The organism is Sulfuricurvum sp., from assembly GCF_049277495.1.
Classification (GTDB): domain Bacteria; phylum Campylobacterota; class Campylobacteria; order Campylobacterales; family Sulfurimonadaceae; genus Sulfuricurvum.
Genome location: NZ_JBASYM010000020.1, coordinates 17,066 through 35,272 on the forward strand (window position 1 = coordinate 17,066; position 18,207 = coordinate 35,272).

Genomic DNA, 18,207 nt, shown 5'->3' on the forward strand with positions numbered 1-18,207 from the left:
AATCCTTTTGGTATTCACTCTTAAAAGTGCTCCATTAAGCGCTTGAACAGTCCGCCAAGCCCGCTCTCTTTGGGATCTACCAGCACATTTCGTTCCAGTTTTTTTGCAATACGCTTAACAATCTGTTCTAATTCAGCCGATGGTGCGGAACTTGGAAAATCGCGGCTGAAAAGAGCTCTTTTTTTCACACTGTTAGAAATTTTGGGATCACTTGAAATATGGCCCAGATAATTCAGCTGCAAACCGTTGCCGATATTGGCTTGCGCAACTTTATGGATTTTATCAAATAACCCTTCCGCCTCTTTCGGCGTACGCACCTGATTCATGATAACATTAATTTCATTACGCAGACGTGCGGTTATTTTTATAGTTGCATACGCATCCGTGATTGCGGCAGGATCGGGAACGGTAACCACGATCACATCATCACACGCCCGTAAAAAAAGCTGAATATGCTCCCCGATTCCCGCTCCCGTATCGATAATCATCACATCCAGATCATCCAATACGCTGGCTTGGTCCATAAACCGTTCAAACAATCCGCCCGATGCATATTTAAAAATCTCTTCGCCGCTTTCACCGGGAATCAGAACGAGGTTCTTCTCAATCGGAACCAATATCTCTTCAACGGTAGCTTCCCCTTTGAGAACGTGTAAAATATTTTTTTGAATTTTAACGTTAAACATGACATCGAGATTGGCAAGTCCGATATCCGCATCGAATATTCCCACTCTGAGACCGTATTTTGCCATCAAATAGGCCATATTCGAGCTGATCGTACTTTTTCCGACACCGCCTTTGCCGCTCGTTATGGCAATAAAACGGGTTTTTTTAGCCGATATATTTCGTTTTTGATTTACAAGCGCTTCGAGTTTGGAAGCTTGATGGTTCATACACTCTCACCTTTGCAGAATCCGTTCATTAGACACTCAACCAAAAAATCGCTGGTAGCGACAACCAAATCTTCCGGAACTTCCTGCCCAACGGAAAAATAACTGATCGGTACTTTGGTCTCATAGACAAGAGAAAAAAGATTTCCGAAACCTCGGGTCTCATCGAGTTTGGTAAACATCATCGTATCGATCCCTAGAGGGGCAAAATTTTCATACGTTGCTTTAAGATCTTCATATTTTATCGAACTCGGCATTACCAAAACGACATCGACACTGTACTCAGTCTCATTGCTGCGCAGACATTCGTAGATCTTTTCAATCTTGCCTTTATCGTACGGAGAGGAACCCATCGTATCGATCAAAATATAATCGCTGTAGCGAAGTGCATTCAAGGCACTCGAAAACTCCGGAGGATCCACTACCGTCTCGATCCCCAGTTTCATCATTCGTGCATACTGCATCAGCTGCTCTACCGCTCCGATACGATAGGTATCCAGGACAACAAGACCTACCTTGTATTTCTTGTCTAAAAGATACGAAAAACGTGCCGCAAGCTTAGCGATCGAGGTTGTTTTCCCGACCCCCGTAGGCCCTACCAGCATAATCACTTTTTTGGCCCCGTTTCGAGGAGGGGTTTCGAGACGTACCGGAACCATTTTACGCATCAAGACTTGAAAATAACGCTTGACCGTCTCGGAACTTTCTCTCATTTTTGAGGGCATATGCTCCAATGTAAGATGCATAATTTCATCCAAATGGGCTTGATCCATTCCGCTTTGCTGCGCAAGGCGGTAAATCTCCGCAAACTCCGGAGGAATGGCGGCAGTCGTATTGGGGGATTTTTCAGACCAAAACATATTTTGGATCAGTTTGACTTTGTCCCCGAGTTTTTCGATCTCTTCTTTGATCCGCTTAAGATCTTCATTCTCTGCCACAGGCACTTGACGCGGGGTACGTTCTTCTTCGGTCACTTCGGCAATTTTAGAAATTTGCTTCGCCGCTTCGGAAATATTATAAAGGACGTCGCTGCTTTTTTGGGCAAGCGGGCGTTGTTTCATCAACGGTTCTTCAATCTTTGGTCTGGCTTTCGGGATTGTGCTTTCTTCTACACCGACAACGATTTCATAGAGTGCACTTTTCCCTAATGATTTCTTTTGTACTTCGCGCGTCTCGATTAGCATCGCCTCTTCGCCGACCTCCAACTGCGCCTTTTTAAGCGCTTCGGCAGGGGTAGCACCGCTAAATGTCAAGATTTTCATTTTATCTCCGTTTCAAACGCTATCGGAATAAATACCGATTAGCTACGTTAACACTAGGTTCACCGTGGCGGTGTGCCCATACACGCTTGCGTGTTTTATCGAAACATTTATGGATCATGCTTTCCAGCGGAACCAATACACTGGGTCGCTCATCCCAATGAGGATGCGGAATAATTAACTCATTTGTCCGAACAGATCGATTTTCAAAGAATAGTATATCCAAGTCCAACGTCCTCGGCGCATTCGCAAAACTGCGACGGCGCCCAAAACGTTTCTCTATCCGCCAAACCAGCCTCAAAAACGCTTTCGGTTCGAGTGAAGTGCCGATTTCAATGACCGTATTGTCAAAATCTTTTTGCTCGGTAAATCCAAAAGGGGGATTTCGAAGGATCACACCGCTACGAATTTTGCAAATCTGAGGCAGTCTCCCCAGATACGTCCATAAATGGTTCATCCGCCGACGGGTATCACCGATATTTCCCCCCACTCCGAGAAGAACGCGATAGCGGTAACCGGGAGCTTTTCGAAGAGTCGTCGGAAAATGCCGATCGACATAGACCCTATGGCGCTCATCGAGAATACGGCATAACGGCATCGCTTACTCTTCTACCGCACCTTGTTGTTCGTGTGCCTGACGCATTGCATTGATTTCACTCAGGATTTGCATCATCCCGACCATTGCCAAATGGTATCCGAAAGGGCCGAAACCGATCACCGAAGAGGTACATACCGGAGCCGTCATACTTTTTTGGCGAAACTCTTCACGACGGTAGATGTTGCTGATATGAACTTCGATTGTCGGGAGGTTGACCGCACTGATCGCATCACGGATCGCAATAGAAGTATGCGTATACGCCGCAGGGTTAATGATAATTCCATGCGCATCTCCGTAACACTCTTGGATACGGTCAACGATTTCACCCTCTAAATTGCTTTGATAAAATTCAATATCAATACCGTTTTGGGTGGCGACATCTTTCATCTGTGCATGAATTTGTTCTAAACGCATCGGTCCGTATACTTGCTGCTCTCGAACCCCTAACATATTGAGGTTCGGCCCTTGGATAACGACTATTTTCATTGATAAACCTTGATTTCTGTTTTAAGGATAGATTATAAGGGGTTCTATATTATAAGGAACTAAATTGCTTTCATCTTCGAAAAATTCATTCTCACTCAAGCGACATTTAGACGCTTCTGCTATACTTTATCTTTTTAAAACAAGACAAAAGGGATTGAGTGCAAATACTCCTCAGTGACGCTATTTTTTCCGATGGAACCATTCTCCGCGATCATGGTATCGTGTTTGACAAAACAATTATTGAAATTGCACCGAATGAACGTTTGCGTGATCGCTATAACGGCCAATGTACTGAATTGGGAACCGGTTCGCTCCTTATACCGGGGTTGATCAATTCCCATGTCCATTTGGAGTTCAGCGCCAACCGTTCACACCTCACATACGGCGAATTTATGCCGTGGCTTTCCACAGTGATCGCCAATCGTGATGAATTGATCAACGACTGCGATGACACCTGCACCGCCCGCGCGATTGAGTCGATGCTCTCCAACGGGATCACGGCATTCGGTGCGGTCAGTTCGTACGGATTCGACTTGGACTCCTGTGCCAACGCACCGCAAAAAGTCGTCTATTTTAACGAACTCATCGGCTCCGATCCCAAAATGGCGGATGCCCTTTATGGTAATTTTCAAGAACGTCTTTTTACTTCGCAACAAGTACAGAGAGAAGGGTTTTATCCCTCGGTGGCAATTCATTCACCCTATTCCGTCCATCGGATCTTGATCCAAAAAGCGCTCAAGTATGCATACGAAAAACATCTCCGTGTTACGGCTCATTTCATGGAAAGCCCGGCAGAGCGTGAATGGCTTGACCAAAACAGCGGTCCCTTCCAGCCTTTTTTCGAGAATTTTCTAAAACAGACACAAGCCGCGAATACCGCTGCTGAGTTTTTGAGTTATTTTAATGACGTCCCCACTCTCTTCACTCACGCGGTGCACGCCAATGAAGAAGAGTTATCCGCCATTTCGGAGGGGGGGCATTTCATCATCCACTGTCCAATTTCGAATCGCCTTCTCGGAAACGGCGCCCTTGATTTGAATCGGGTGGAACAACACACGATTCCATGGCTGTGCGGAACCGACGGACTTAGTTCCAACTATTCCCTTGACCTCTTTGAAGAGATGAAAATTGCTCTGTTTTTACACCATTCACACGATCTTCTCACCTTAGCCCATAAGCTATGGCAAAGTGTTACCTCCACGGCTGCGGAAGCATTGCAACTCAATTGTGGTAAAATCGCATCTGGCTACGATGCAGATGTTCTTGTTATGCGGATCGATTACCCGATCAACGATCAACTGCCGATCCATCTCATCAACCATCCGCACATTATTGAATCGATTTACATCCAGGGGGAAAAAATCAAATGATGGAATTTATCAAAAAAATCGGCTCCTGTCTGGCGACAGGACTTAAATTTATCCAAGCACATTTTAAAGCAACCGTTTTGGTCCTCATCGTGCTCTGGCTCATTATCCCCTCCGCGGACGAGGGGATTACCTCCCATAATCTCCAAAAAATCGTCCTGACCGGACCTATTTTGGACGCCGGTACGATCGTTGAGCAACTCGACGAAGCCGGGGAGAACAAAAACGTCAAAGGGGTCTTGTTCAGCATCGATTCTCCCGGCGGTGCCGTTGCCCCCTCTGTGGAAATTGCCTATGCGATCAAACGGCTGCGTGAAACAAAACCGGTCGTGGTCTATGCTGCGGGCATCATGGCAAGCGGCGGGTATTACGCCGGTATCTGGGGAAATGAGATTGTCGCCAATCCGGGAAGCATGATCGGCTCGATCGGTGTCATCATGGAGGGTGCCGACATCTCTGGGCTAATGGAAAAAGTCGGGGTTAAGACCCAAGTCGTCCATGCCGGAACCTACAAGCAAGTGGGAACGTTTGACCGGCCGTGGAGCGCTGTAGAACGGGCTGAGCTTGATAAAGTGATCGGCGGTACCTATGATTTGTTCGTCAACGATGTAGCACGTGCGCGCAAACTCAATCCTGCCCTTAGAAACAACTACGCCGATGCCCATATCTTTACCGCTGCGCAAGCTCAAAAAGTGGGACTTGTAGACAGAATCGGAGTAGAGTTTGACGCCAAAAAAAGGGTGGAAGCACTCAGTAAAGTTGCTGATCCGGTTTGGAATAAAGAAGATCCGATGGACAAACTTTTCAAACGGTTTGCGGCAGAGGGCTCAACCTTGGCTCACATGTATTTTCCGCCGATTACATTGAAATAATTTCTACCACTTCCGAGCGGACGACCCGATGGTCGTTCATCGCATCAAACCGATCCCCTACTTTTAATTCATCCAAATCGATCACTTTACCCTCACGTGCGATTTGGGCAAATCCGCTTTTGTTTTTATTTTTGGGATGATTGGCGCTAAAGCCTTCAGTAAGCTGGCTCATCATAAACTGTTTTTGCCGCAGTGTTGATTCGATACTTTGGGTTAGCCGCTCTATAAGCGGAGTCAGCTCACGTCCGCTTTGCTCCATACGCTGTGCCATCTGCCGATTCAAGCGCTCTTTCAGCTCTTTAATCACTTCCCGCTGAACTTCTAAACGGTGCTCGACATTGTGGCGTTTAAAGGCCTCCTGCATCGATAAAAGCTGTTCACGTTTACGTTCCAATCTCTGGGAAACCATACCGTAGGCGCTGTATCGGAGTTCATCGATGCTTTGGAACAATTCATTTTGATCGGGGAGAAGCATCTGCATCGCGGCACTCGGAGTCGGTGCTCGCATATCCGCAACGTAATCGCTGATGACCCAGTCGATTTCGTGTCCCACTGCCGACATCACCGGAGTCTTCATTGCAAAAATTGCATCGGCAACGATCTCCTCGTTAAACGCCCACAGATCTTCGATACTTCCGCCGCCCCGTCCGACGACGACTGCATCTGCATTTAACGTATCAGCATAACGCAATGCATTGGCAATCATTGGTGCAGCACCGGTACCTTGTACCAATACATCCAATATGATAAGCTTTACCAACGGCCATCGGCTCATCGCTACCCGCTGCATATCCTGCAGCGCCGCCCCCGTTGCGGAAGTTACCAGAACCATCGTTTGCGGAAATTTAGGAAACGGTTTTTTGTGTGAAGGGTCGAAATACCCTTTTGATTCTAACTTTTGTTTGAGTTGTTCGAATGCCACAGCCAATGCTCCCGCACCGTAGGGCTCGGCACTGAAAGCATTAATCTGATATTCGCCGCGCGGTTTATAGAGGCTGAGGGCTCCGTGCAGGATGATATGCGCCCCCTCTTCGAGGGAAAACTTCAATCGTGCGGCATTGCCTTTGAACATGACACCTTTGATAGCGGATTCATTGTCTTTGAGGGTAAAATAGATATGGCCGCTGCCGTGTTTGGTGACACGGGAGAGTTCCCCCTCTACACTGACAAATTCAAAAGAGGTTTCTAAAAGTATCTTAATCTGTTCATTCAAAGCAGAGACACTGAGGGTAGAGGCCATGCAGTTACTTTTTACGGGCGATCATCAATGTTGAAATATCCATCGAGAAACTTTTGCTGTAGAGCATCTCAAATCCGGCCTCTTCCAGTTCGCTCGCCATTTTTCCGACCGTCAAAAATCCTTCGATAGAATCGGGCAAATAGCGGTATGCTTCATAATTATTGGAGATCAGTCCGCCGATACGGGGGAGGACATTGTTCATATACCAGTCACGCACTTTGCCAAGAGCTGAGGGATTCTCATTTTTCATAAATTCAAGGATAACGACCAAGCCGCCCGGTTTCAATACACGGTTGAATTCAGCCAACCCTGCTTGGCGCTCGACAACGTTACGGATGCCGTAAGAGATACTGATAATGTCAGCAGTTCCGTCTGCTTTAGGAAGCTGTGTCGCCGGTGCGATGTGAAAAGACATTTCGGGAAACTTTTCTCTTCCGACACCGACCATCCCTTCACTCGGATCGATCCCGACAATCTCTTGGACCGAAAGACCCGCTTTATCCGCACGCCGTTTCCAATATCCCATCATATCACCCGTGCCGCATGCGACATCGACAATCGAATCAATATTTTTTGCAGAGCAGTAACCAAACGCCAAATCACATGCTTTCCGACGCCAAAAGGTATCGACACCCATACTTAGTACACGATTTGCTCTATCGTAGGTAGGGGCTATATCATTGAACATCGATACGATTTTTTCTTGCTTGTCCACTTTGATCCTTTATACGCCGACGGAACTCGTCCCGTTCGGCTACGCTAACGCTGAGTTTTCTTCGGCAGAAAGCCCACGCACGTTTGCGTGCTTATATTGATATTATTTCTTACTTTTCATCCAAAGGATAATATTATCGGTGATTTTAGCGCTAAGAACCTCAAAATCCTCTTGTATCCTGCCGAGAGTTTGAGATCCGCCTCCGATTTTGGGTGCAATGTAACTGAGATACCAATCGCTCACATCAGCGCTTGCCTTAAACATCCCTGCTCCGCCTTCAATCATCACTAAGCGATAGTTGCTGATCCGTTCAAAATCGGAAGCAATAAAGACGTGCCGATCGGGAACATTAAAGAGAGGGATACTGAGGTCAAATTCACGTTCACGAGAATAGATCAATACATCAGGAGCCTTACCCTCAACCAATCGTGCATCGAGTGTCGGCCGGTCTGTACGAACGGTATTTCCGCCGATGACGATCAAATCACACCGGTCTCTGATAGCATGCATATGGGTTCGGGATGAAGACGAACTAATCGCCCCGTTATCTATTGTCCCATCCAGTCTCTGCGCCCATTTAAAAAAGACAAAAGGATCAGTTTGCCAGCGGACAAACGGTTCCAAAAGTTTTTTTCCCCCGTTTTCCATCACACCAAATTCGCATTCTATCCCTGAGGCTTCTAAAATATCTGCACCGCCTGCCGCAGACGGGTTAGGATCTTTGCAGCTCACAAAAAGTTTCTTGATCCCTAAATCACGGATCAGCAGTGCGCATGAGGGTGTTTTTCCGGTGTGAGAACAGGGTTCCAGCGTCACAGCCATCGAAACCGTGCTAAAAATCTCATTATGATGGATACGGAGATATTCATGGATTTGGTGAGAGTCATCGGAAGCAGCGATTGCAGTATCACCGCTAAGGGCAGTATAGGCATCACGCAAGGCATATACCTCTGCATGGGGACCACCCGCCCGTTTATGGGCACCGACGGAAAGTATCGCACCAGATTCACTGATGCAAACGGCACCGACGGCAGGATTGGGAAAAGTAAGAAGTTGATATTCCCACGCTGCTTCGAGCGCAAGTTTCATAGCGGATGAGGGATTCATTACCACTCGAAGTAGGTTTTAGCCTTGCTGACTGAGCGGAAAGGGATTCTATGCTCCGTGTTTTCTTTTGTTTTGAGAATGATCTCATCGTTTTCAACGCCGATGATTTCCCCTTCAAATTTTTCTTTCGCAATGGTTGTCAAAGAGGCTTTTTCACCCACAGACTGAATAAAATGATCCAACGTCTTCAGACGGCGTTCAATACCCGGTGAACTGACTTCAAGACGGTATTCTCCGCTGACGGGTGACGTCACGTCGAGCAGCGGAGAGATAAGGTGACTGGCTTCAACGCATTGATCCAAACTTACTCCGCCCGGAGCGGTAACGCTGACACGGAAAATCGTATTTTCATTTTCGTTTAGGACAACTGCATCATAGAGGGACAAGCCGATCGATTCGACCATTTTTTTGATATCGCTCTCAAGACTCATCTTTTTTCTCCTTGGCGATTTTGGCGAATAACGCCTCGATATTCTGACTTCGTTTGAGGGTATCATCAAATACGAAGGTCATACGCGGTGAACGGAACCACCCTTGATCTTTCATACAATGCTCTTCAATAATAGGACGCGCTTTTTCAAGAAGTTTTAAAAATGCGGCTTGCTCTTGCGGAGTATAGGAGTGCGGGTCAAGATAGACTTTTACATCGCTTCGGCCGCGTGAACAGTGGACATCGATAACATCCACTTCACGTACACGTGCATCTGAAAGTTGTGAAATCGCTTCCGGGATCAACTCTTTTAGAATTGACTCCGTTCGCTTGATCTTAATTTGTGCCGGCGTCACAGGGTTACTTTTTTCTCAATTTTAGTAAAGGTCTCGATAACGTCACCGACTTTGACATCGGTATATCCGTTGAGGACAACACCACAATCCATTCCTTTACCGACCTCTTTAACATCGTCTTTGAAACGACGCAAAGATGTGAGGTCACCCTCATGGATAACAACACCGTCACGGATAACGCGAACCATTCCGCCGCGTACCAATTTACCGTCAACAACCACACATCCGGCAATCGTTCCGCCGCCTTTTGGCATTGGGAAAGTATCACGGACTTCTGCTTGTCCGGTATTTTGCTCGCGGAACTGCGGAGCCATCATACCCGTCAGCATCAGTTTGACATCATCAATCAATTGATAGATGATCGAGTAGGTTTGGATCTTGATACCCATCTGTTTTGCAAGGGCATTAACGTTACCCGTAGGGCGGACGTTAAATCCGATCAAGGCACAGTTTTCGCTGTTATTAACCAAGGCAACGTCATTTTCGGTAATACCGCCGACGCCGCTGGAGATCACTTCAACTTTGACTTCTTCGTTTCTCAACTCGTTAAGCGCTGACTTAATCGCTTCCAATGAACCGTGAACGTCGGTTTTGAGAACCACTTTAAGGGCTTTCAAACGTCCCTCTTCGATCAATGAGGTCAACTCATCCAAGGTTGTCTTGGTACTGTGTGACAACTCACGGTGACGATCGTACTCGTAACGTTTTTGAGCAAATTCGCGTGCTTCTTTGTCACTTTCCATAACCATGAGGATTTCACCCGATGGAGGAACGTCACTCAAACCGACGACAACCGCTGTTTCACTCGGTCCGATTTTTTGGAGCTGTGCTTTTCGGTCGCTGATCAATGCACGGACACGTCCGTAAGCACTTCCGCACACGATGTTGTCTCCGATTTTAAGAGTACCGTTTTGGACGATGACCGTTGCAACCGGTCCACGCCCTTTTTCAAGAGTACTTTCAACGACAACGGCTTTTGCCATATTGGTAGCATTGGCTTTGAGTTCCATGATTTCTGCCTGGAGCAAAATCGCTTCGAGCAAATCATCGATTCCGGTCATTGCTTTGGCCGAAACACCCACAAATTCGACGTCTCCGCCCCAGTCCACAGGGTTAAGCCCGAGTTCTGCCATTTGCGCTTTAACCATATCCGGATTAGCTCCGGGCTTGTCCATTTTATTGATCGCAACGATCACCGGAACTTTTGCTTCTTGCGCATGTTTGACGGATTCGCGTGTTTGCGGTTTAACCCCGTCATCTGCCGCAACAACGATAACGATAATATCGGTCAGCTGCGCACCGCGGGCACGCATGGCGCTAAACGCTTCGTGTCCCGGAGTATCGAGGAACGTAATCAGTTTCCCTTTTTGTTCAACCGAATAGGCACCGATATGCTGGGTGATTCCGCCCGCTTCGCCATGAGCGACTTTAGCATTACGAATCGCATCAAGAAGAGATGTCTTACCATGGTCAACGTGACCCATGATGGTGATAACCGGAGGACGTTCGACGAGATCAGCACTGTCTTCTTCACCCTCTTCGTAAGCATCTTCATAATTAAAGGCATCTTTCGGGTCGATCGTTGTAACTTCAACACCGAATTCACTGGCCAAAATCTCGATTTCGTCTTTCCCGAGGAAATCATTTTTCGTAACCATCATCCCGAGATTAAAGAGAACCTTGATAACTTCAGAGAGAGGCTGGTTTACTTTGTCGGCAAATTCGTAAACACGGATGTCTTCAGGGATTTCGACGTGAGTAATCACTTCATCATCTTTAGCATCACGGGTATATTTTTTACGGGCTTCACGGGAAACCTGACGCGGTTTATTGCGGTTTGCCCCTTGTTTTTTACCTGCGTTACGGCCGATCGGTTTTTTCTCTTTCGGTTTTTGGACCTCTTCTTCAGGCGGTACGTTAGCCCCTAAATCATTAAAGTCCATCAATACGACTTGATCTTGTTCGTAATCCATTGAGACATCCGAAATTCCGCCGCCGAAAATATCAAGACGAACCCCTTGCTCTTTCTTCTGAACCGGACCGCTGCTCCCTTGAGCTTTTTTCGCTTTTTTCGCTTCGAGCTCACGCTGAGCTTGTTCGCTCAATTTTCCATAACTGGAAACATTGACATTTTCATGACGTACCGGAGGGACAAACTCTTCTTCTACCGGACGTTTTTTCTTAACGATTTTTAGTCCTGAACGCTTAGGCACTTCAGGTGCCACCAAAGCTTCTTCGGAACTCTCGCCTTTTAATTCTGCAACCGTAACCACGGCAGGTATATTCTCTTCAACTGCTGCACTAACGACAGGAGCTTCTTCTGCAGAAGCAGTTTTTGGGGAAGATTTCGGCGCCGCAGTCTCCGTAGAGGCTCCGCTCATGATATAGTTCATGATTTGCTCAGCTTCTTCGATCGATACCGAACTCGAGGCAGTTTTCACATTTAGCCCCATTGCGGCTGCTTTATCCACTACCTCTTTTGAATTGATACCAAGCTCTTTGGCAATTTCATGAACTCTAACTTTATCCATCATTAACGATGATCTCCTTTAACCGATTCATTAGCACTACAGTCGCGCCGCTTTTGCATTGACGGGCCAATTGTCCCGAAGTTTTCTTGTGCTCGACACACGCAAGGCACAGATAAAAACTTCTCCCATCGCCGCCGTAGGGTTCTAAGGACCCTTCTCGACATTGAAGCCGTATTAATGTGGATTGCGCAAAACGTTCACGACAAACCACGCACATACGTATAGGCTGATGTAACTTTTGCGCCATTATATCCAATACTTTCTTTTATTTTCATTGTTTAGCGCCAAAGGAGCTAAGCCGCCCTCTCTGTGCTAACACCGTGTTCTCTTCTACAGAAGACCTGCGATTCTCTTTTTTTAGCGTTCGACCACTAAACCGTCGTTATCAAATCCAAGAATTTTAACCTCAAAATCGGTGAATTCTGCCTTAAATTTATCGGCCAGCATTTGGGCGTCCTGATCGTATACCATGTTAAAAAAAGTCGACCCGCTGCCGGAGAGAGTAGACATCAATGCCCCGTTTTCATAGGCCATTTTTTGAACGGCAAAAAGCTCCGGCAACATTTTCATCCGGATTTTTTGATGGAAGCGGTCTTGCGTCGCAAGACGAAGCATTTCCCAGTCTTCATTAAAAAAAGCCCCTACCGTTACCGCGGTATGGGAAAGGTTGAAAACGGCATTCTCTTTGCTGTAGGATTTGGGGAGCGTCGTACGCGATTTCGCCGTTGAGATCGGTTTGTTCGGGATAACGACAACCGCTTTAAGATAATCCGGAAGATGTTTTTGCTGAGAAAAAACTTTTTGCTTTTCAACCATCGCTGCGTTAAATCCCCCCATGACCGCAGGAGTAATATTATCGGGGTGGGTTTCATACACGAGTGCATGATTGAGGATACGGCGTTTGGACACTTTTACCCCGGCCGCTTCGTGAGCACAGCTGATGGCACTCACGATGACGGCTGAGGAGCTTCCCAAACCGCGAGACATCGGGATTTGGTTGTAAAACGTAAATTTAAAATTCTGCCGCTTTTGGGTAAGGCGGCGATAATGTTCGTTGAAGATACTGACGAACAGGTTATTCCCTTTTAGACGGGGGTTATTTTCCCCTTCGCCTTTAATAGAGACGGCAAAAAATCTCGACGGCACGAGTTCGACTTGATTACGCAAATCAACGGCAAGTCCTAATGAATCAAATCCGGGGCCTAAATTAGCACTCGTTGCGGGTACACTAACGAACAAATAATTTCCTTATCCTACGGCATCAATCCCATAATATGGGAGATTATCCGAATCAAATTTTTCTAAATCGATGTTTTTTGGAAGTTCAAAAGCAACAATCTCCGGAGAGACTATCGGTTCTAACTCAATGGTTGTACTATTTTTAACAAAATAGAGCTTTCCAACTGCTTTGATGGGGCTATTTTGGTTGAAAAAGAAGGCATCCGTTGCTAAAAGGGGGATTTTTCGAACAATACTGAGAGTTTTAAGGAAAAGATAGGTGACTTTGATCCCCATAAAACTCCCGGGACCTTTGGCATAGATAAAATTTGAGAAGGTATAGCGTCTCAATAATGCATCGAATATCTCGGCTAAAACATCCGAACTCATCCCCTCATTCGAAATCTCTTCGACTAACACTCCGTCCTTGTAGATACCGACAAGAACCGGCGAGCCTAAAGCGATAACGAGGGCATCATGCATACGCTTTGGCCATCTCTTTTGACTCCGCGGTTGCCAGTTCCACGATTTCGTAGTTGGCCGGATCTTTGAGCAATGCGAGCGTCAATTTATGGTTGAGATCATGGCTTCCGGCAAATGCTTCGTAGTTACCGATAAAGTTCATTCCGATGAGTGACATATCCCCGATCGCATCGAGAATTTTATGGCGCACAAACTCATCTCCGAATCGAAGACCTTCGGGATTAAGTACTTTTTTATCGTCCAGTACGACTGCATTTTCCAGGCTCCCGCCCAGTGCAAGCCCTTTCGAGCGGAGGTATTGTACTTCGTGTACAAATCCGAAAGTCCGTGCACGGGCAATCTCTTTTTTATAATTCTCTTTGGTAAATTCCAAAACATAACTTTGCTTGTCGATCACGGGGTGCTGAAATTTAATCGTAAAATCGTAGTTCATATCATTGGACGGGATCAACTTGACGTATTTATCCCCTTCCTGAACGATCACTTCTTTTTTAATCCGCATAATTTTTTTCGGGGTATCTTGCGATACGATTCCAGCTTCTTCGAGAAGCATACAAAAACTCATCGAAGAGCCGTCCATTACCGGAACCTCATCCGCATCGACAATGACACGAAGGTTATCGATGCCGTAGGCATAGATCGCAGAGAGCATATGCTCGATCGTTGAAATCGTCACTCCGTCTTTTCCGATAACGGTCGCCATTTTAGTATCAACGACATTGGCAGGGATCAAAGGGATCGATACCCCTGCGTCACTTCGGTAAAAAACAATGCCGCTATTTGCCGCTAACGGCTCTAAACGCAGCCGTACGGGAGAGCCTCGGTGCAAACCGATACCCACGAGTTCGACACTTTTACCTATCGTAGATTGCATCATGGCTTCTTCTCCTTTATACTATACACACTAAAACAGGTGAAGCCCGTTTTAGCGGCAGGGATATATTGTCCCTCCCAACCCCCTAAAGCTACAAAAAACAAGTTTTTTGAGATTTATTGAGTATTCATCACTTTTTTATATCAATAATTATAGCGTGTTTCAACGCTGGCTGATGTTAACCTTGGCACTCTCGATAACGCTGGTGATGTTATCATAGATCCATTTGGTGTCCATCCACTCTTCCGGACGGACTTCGATGCCCTGAACTAAAATACCGAAATGAAGGTGATCGCCCATCGCATAGCCGCTTAGTCCGGTTTTAGCAATCTGCTGAGCCGCGGAAACCGGATCCCCTTCCTGCACCATCACCTCGGAGCAGTGTCCGTAAAGCGTATACAAACCGAATCCATGATCGATAATCGGCAGATTGCCGTAGATACCGTTAGGCTGTGCAAAAACGACCTTTCCACCATTGGTCGCGATAACGGAACCCATGTGAACGCTTGCAAGGTCAAGTCCCATGTGATAAGCATTGGAAATATTTTGCTGACCTTTGTAACTATAGATACGGTGATCCCCGAAATCAGCTACTTTTTGTCCGTTGACTAACGGATAAAACGGTGACAGGGTGAAGTCTGTAATCATCGTGTTCGAAACTTTTGAAGTAATCTCATGAATAATTTTTTCATTATCGGCGCGTACTTTTTCGTTGATAATTCGGAACTGTTCCAACCGATCGTCTACTCCAGCCGTTTGCTCGTAAGTATTTGCCAGTTCGGCAATCTTACCATCCAAGAATGCATCGCTCAACTCTATATTCGATGTGCGGTAAACATGATCTTTCAATCGGAGGGGGATATTGCTTTTGGTTTCATTTCCGGCTTTGTCACGTGCTATAACCGTTGCACTGAAATTGGTTTCCTGAACCGGCCACGCGACCAATGAAGCATAATAGCCCTCTTTCATAAACGGCTGGGCGATAAACGTCTTGCCGAAATTGGTTTCAATTTTCAAACTTTCCATATGGGGATCTTCGGCTTTAAAAATAACAATCGCCGATCCCCCTTTTTGAATTTTATACGAGTTGGCGATAATCGAAAGGACAGGACGGCGCTGATCGATAACGAGAGTGATCTCTTCTTTATAGGTATTCCCCATAAAAAGACCCCAAAAACTGTTGTCGGTTGCTTGAATGGTCAGTGTCACCGACGGTGAATCTACCCGGCGAACCCCTTTTGGAGGGAGAATATCAAAGGATCGTTTTGTCTCTTTTGAAGGGGTATTATCCTCCATTACAACCCACTCATCATGTGGAGTTGCCAAAGTCGCTTTAAACGATTTTAGCCCGCTTGAATCATCCACAGTGACATGGATAGGATCTCTAAAGTTCCAATATCCCTCTTGCGAAAGAGTTACTTTAGGGTCTTCCCGTTCAAAAGCAGGCGAAAAAGCCATAAATCCAACGGCAGCCAAAACCAAAACAACTACTATCCATCCAATAATTCCCGAACCGTTTCGGCCTCTTCTCACACTAACTCCTTTGTTATCATCACCATTATATTCTCTACGAGCTCATTGTAATTGTCTTGTTTTAGAAACGTTCCGGCACGGCTTACATGCCCGCCTCCGCCGAAGTGCTTCATTATTTTCGAAGCGTCTACCGTCCCATCCGTACGCAATGAGAGCTTAGTTCCCCCCTTAGGGAGTTCGACTTTTAATATTGCGGCTTGTACGCTGCGCATCCCCAATACTTCATCCAATACACTTTTGCATTCGGCAGCACTCGCTCCGGTCTCTTCCAGCAGCGAAAGGGAAACTTCGCAAACCGCCAGCTTTCCATCTGCCAGAAGTTTCATCTGCTTAAAAAGCAGTCCACGAATCCGAAGCGATGCAAGCGAACGGCGGCGATAAAGCCACTCGATACACATTGCATGATCGGATCCCTGCTCTAAAAGCGACTGTGCCATTGCAAACGTTTTGGCATTGCACTCGGGTGCACTAAAACATTTTGAATCATCTACAAGGCCCGCGTAAAGTGAAAGCGCCATTTTACCATTGATTTTTACACCGTTGGCAACAAAATAATCATAAACCACTTCCGTCGTACTGATTGCCGATGTATCAATAATATTTTCGCTGCCGTAAAAGTCGTTGCTGATATGGTGATCAATGTTGATCAACGGTATTTCTCTCGTGATACCAAGGCGGGCAAAACTGCCGCAGTCAAAGCTGATCATACAATCGGCACTCTCGGGAAAACGGTCGGTGACTTTGTCAAACCATGGTAAAAAAGCTAAATTCGGGTTTATCTCGGATGTAACACAAAAGAGGGTCACTTTTTTTTGGCTGCGGAGGAGATAGGAGTAAAAAGCACACGCCGAACCCAGAGAATCGGCGTCGGGATTTTTGTGAGCGATTAAAACAATATGCTGGGAAGATTCGATCAGGTTTGAGGGCATCGGATACTCTAAAAAAGCCTATAATCAGGCGGAGATACCGTAATTATAGCACTTATAATCTTATGCAAAGTGATTAGTATCCCATCACTTTGCCCGCACTTATTCGACCGTGCTTTTTAAGACGGCTTCAAAATCGCTTTGTGCCTGTTTTAAAACTTCTTTGGCTTCGGGATCACTCACGCGCGCACTGCTCATCCAGTTGTAAACACCCGGGAATCCCATGACGATTTCATCTGCATCTTTTTTCTTATACACCATCAAAGTACACGGAGCAAACGCCGCCGCTTCGGGACGTGTTTTGGCTACCGTATAGATGACTTTGAGCTTACAGATGGAATACGTATCGTAAAAATCAAACGGACTCGGCTCGCTGCCATCGTTGAGCATAAAGTTATAATCGGTAAAGTTCGAGAGGACGAATCCGGCCGGTTTCAACCCCTCTTCGATCATCATTTCCGTTTCGTCTTTATCGCTTGACCAACTGGCGGCATCCGTAGGACGGACAAATCGGCTGAGCAATGCTCCTTCTGATGGCAAAGACGTCTCGCTCATTGTCAATTTTGCCCCGGGTAAAGCTTTTTGAAGAGCAGAAAGAACCTCTTTTTCAATCAGGGCAAATTCCGGAGCATCGAATCCGGCAATCTTTTTCATCGCTTCTGCGGTGAGAACCGATACATGGAGATTATTATCCCCTTTACGCTGATAAATCCCTACACCCATCGGTACGAAGATTCCGCCGTCCGGGTGGGATTTTACCAATGATGCAGCCTGTTTTTTCGGAATAACCGTTAAGAGATTAAACATCGTAAAATCGCTTGCTCCGAATTGTTTCGTAAACGGACCGTTCATTTCCGAATCTGCCGCAATTACAAAACCGTTTGCCTCAAATGCTTTTTCGATCAGGGCAGGCGTTAGTTTCCCGTCCGCATTCGAAACACTCAATAAGTGTAAATCACCCCCGAAGAGTGAGAGAAATCCTGCCAAAACGGCACCTATAATTTTTTTCATGTTAACTCCTTTATGGATGAATATAAACGGCGCCTTCAGCGGTCCGCTCTATGATTTCCGCGATTCCCGCAGTAACAATTTCTACGTCCTCAAGCAACTCAGGCTCAGAAATATTTTTCGTCCGCATGGTATTGCCGCAAGCGACGAATTCGACGCCGTACTGCTGCAGTGCATCGACGCGCGGTGCAAACTGCTTTTCCTTTTTGAGGACCGTACGAATACCGTGATAATAGGCCACGATACGCATATGAACCTTTTCCGGTCCATAAAACTTCAATACATTATTAGCCGTGCTCAGTACATGCTGTATC

At 46.3% G+C, this 18,207-nt stretch carries 20 protein-coding genes; 2 read left to right on the top strand and 18 right to left on the bottom strand.

Features of this window, described 5'->3' with window-relative positions:
- Window positions 1–20: 20 nt before the first annotated feature.
- Genes WAO38_RS04850 through aroQ form a run of 4 tightly spaced genes read right to left on the bottom strand, consistent with a single transcriptional unit; the run spans window position 21 to window position 3,233 of the window.
- Window positions 21–893, bottom strand: coding sequence for a MinD/ParA family protein (locus WAO38_RS04850; RefSeq protein ID WP_422234880.1), 873 nt, complete (start codon window positions 891–893; stop codon window positions 21–23).
- A complete protein-coding gene (gene flhF, locus WAO38_RS04855) occupies window positions 890–2,152 on the bottom strand; it encodes a flagellar biosynthesis protein FlhF (protein ID WP_422234882.1) in 1,263 nt (420 codons plus the stop codon). The genes WAO38_RS04850 and flhF overlap by 4 nt, the downstream gene beginning before the upstream one ends.
- A 19-nt stretch (window positions 2,153–2,171) precedes the next feature.
- Window positions 2,172–2,747, bottom strand: a complete 576-nt coding sequence (folK, locus tag WAO38_RS04860) for a 2-amino-4-hydroxy-6-hydroxymethyldihydropteridine diphosphokinase (protein WP_422234884.1) — start codon at window positions 2,745–2,747, stop codon at window positions 2,172–2,174.
- Between the two features lie 3 nt (window positions 2,748–2,750).
- A complete protein-coding gene (gene aroQ / locus WAO38_RS04865; RefSeq protein WP_422234886.1) occupies window positions 2,751–3,233 on the bottom strand; it encodes a type II 3-dehydroquinate dehydratase in 483 nt (160 codons plus the stop codon).
- Window positions 3,234–3,391: 158 nt separating this feature from the next.
- On the opposite strand from aroQ, the gene mqnF reads away from it, so the two are divergent.
- Entirely contained in the window at window positions 3,392–4,603 is a 1,212-nt protein-coding gene (mqnF, locus tag WAO38_RS04870) for an aminofutalosine deaminase family hydrolase (RefSeq protein ID WP_422234888.1), read from the top strand.
- Window positions 4,600–5,472, top strand: a complete 873-nt coding sequence (sppA, locus tag WAO38_RS04875) for a signal peptide peptidase SppA (RefSeq protein ID WP_422234890.1) — start codon at window positions 4,600–4,602, stop codon at window positions 5,470–5,472. The genes mqnF and sppA overlap by 4 nt, the downstream gene beginning before the upstream one ends.
- Here sppA and xseA read toward each other — a convergent pair.
- From xseA to WAO38_RS04945, 14 genes are all read right to left on the bottom strand, one after another.
- Window positions 5,459–6,712: an exodeoxyribonuclease VII large subunit gene (gene xseA, locus WAO38_RS04880; RefSeq protein WP_422234892.1), complete on the bottom strand. Its 1,254-nt coding sequence runs from the start codon at window positions 6,710–6,712 to the stop codon at window positions 5,459–5,461. The genes sppA and xseA overlap by 14 nt on opposite strands.
- A 4-nt stretch (window positions 6,713–6,716) precedes the next feature.
- Window positions 6,717–7,427 carry a bifunctional demethylmenaquinone methyltransferase/2-methoxy-6-polyprenyl-1,4-benzoquinol methylase UbiE gene (gene ubiE / locus WAO38_RS04885; protein WP_422234893.1) on the bottom strand — a complete coding sequence of 237 codons (711 nt, stop codon included), beginning with the start codon at window positions 7,425–7,427 and terminating at the stop codon, window positions 6,717–6,719.
- Between the two features lie 102 nt (window positions 7,428–7,529).
- The gene (ribD, locus tag WAO38_RS04890) at window positions 7,530–8,516 is read right to left on the bottom strand and encodes a bifunctional diaminohydroxyphosphoribosylaminopyrimidine deaminase/5-amino-6-(5-phosphoribosylamino)uracil reductase RibD (RefSeq protein ID WP_422234895.1); all 987 of its coding nucleotides are present in this window, start codon (window positions 8,514–8,516) and stop codon (window positions 7,530–7,532) included.
- 17 nt (window positions 8,517–8,533) lie between these two features.
- Window positions 8,534–8,965 carry a ribosome maturation factor RimP gene (locus WAO38_RS04895; RefSeq protein ID WP_422234897.1) on the bottom strand — a complete coding sequence of 144 codons (432 nt, stop codon included), beginning with the start codon at window positions 8,963–8,965 and terminating at the stop codon, window positions 8,534–8,536.
- A complete protein-coding gene (rbfA, locus tag WAO38_RS04900; RefSeq protein ID WP_422234899.1) occupies window positions 8,955–9,320 on the bottom strand; it encodes a 30S ribosome-binding factor RbfA in 366 nt (121 codons plus the stop codon). Before rbfA ends, WAO38_RS04895 begins: the two co-directional genes overlap by 11 nt.
- Window positions 9,317–11,851, bottom strand: coding sequence for a translation initiation factor IF-2 (gene infB, locus WAO38_RS04905; protein WP_422234912.1), 2,535 nt, complete (start codon window positions 11,849–11,851; stop codon window positions 9,317–9,319). The genes rbfA and infB overlap by 4 nt, the downstream gene beginning before the upstream one ends.
- The gene (locus tag WAO38_RS04910; protein ID WP_422234900.1) at window positions 11,844–12,098 is read right to left on the bottom strand and encodes a DUF448 domain-containing protein; all 255 of its coding nucleotides are present in this window, start codon (window positions 12,096–12,098) and stop codon (window positions 11,844–11,846) included. The genes infB and WAO38_RS04910 overlap by 8 nt, the downstream gene beginning before the upstream one ends.
- Window positions 12,099–12,208: 110 nt before the next feature.
- The gene (gene thrB, locus WAO38_RS04915) at window positions 12,209–13,090 is read right to left on the bottom strand and encodes a homoserine kinase (protein ID WP_422234902.1); all 882 of its coding nucleotides are present in this window, start codon (window positions 13,088–13,090) and stop codon (window positions 12,209–12,211) included.
- Window positions 13,091–13,099: 9 nt separating this feature from the next.
- Window positions 13,100–13,552, bottom strand: a complete 453-nt coding sequence (locus WAO38_RS04920; protein WP_422234903.1) for a hypothetical protein — start codon at window positions 13,550–13,552, stop codon at window positions 13,100–13,102.
- Complete coding sequence (gene lpxC, locus WAO38_RS04925; protein WP_422234904.1) at window positions 13,545–14,429, bottom strand: UDP-3-O-acyl-N-acetylglucosamine deacetylase; 885 nt, start codon at window positions 14,427–14,429, stop codon at window positions 13,545–13,547. Before lpxC ends, WAO38_RS04920 begins: the two co-directional genes overlap by 8 nt.
- A 159-nt stretch (window positions 14,430–14,588) precedes the next feature.
- A complete protein-coding gene (locus WAO38_RS04930; RefSeq protein ID WP_422234905.1) occupies window positions 14,589–15,959 on the bottom strand; it encodes a M23 family metallopeptidase in 1,371 nt (456 codons plus the stop codon).
- Window positions 15,956–16,888 (bottom strand): DHH family phosphoesterase, encoded by a 933-nt coding sequence (locus WAO38_RS04935; RefSeq protein WP_422234906.1) that lies wholly within the window; start codon window positions 16,886–16,888, stop codon window positions 15,956–15,958. Before WAO38_RS04935 ends, WAO38_RS04930 begins: the two co-directional genes overlap by 4 nt.
- A 99-nt stretch (window positions 16,889–16,987) precedes the next feature.
- A complete protein-coding gene (locus WAO38_RS04940; protein WP_422234908.1) occupies window positions 16,988–17,896 on the bottom strand; it encodes a DUF302 domain-containing protein in 909 nt (302 codons plus the stop codon).
- A gap of 10 nt (window positions 17,897–17,906) precedes the next feature.
- Window positions 17,907–18,207, bottom strand: a 301-nt coding sequence (locus WAO38_RS04945) for a DsrE family protein (RefSeq protein WP_422234910.1), incomplete at its 5' end; no start/stop codon positions are given.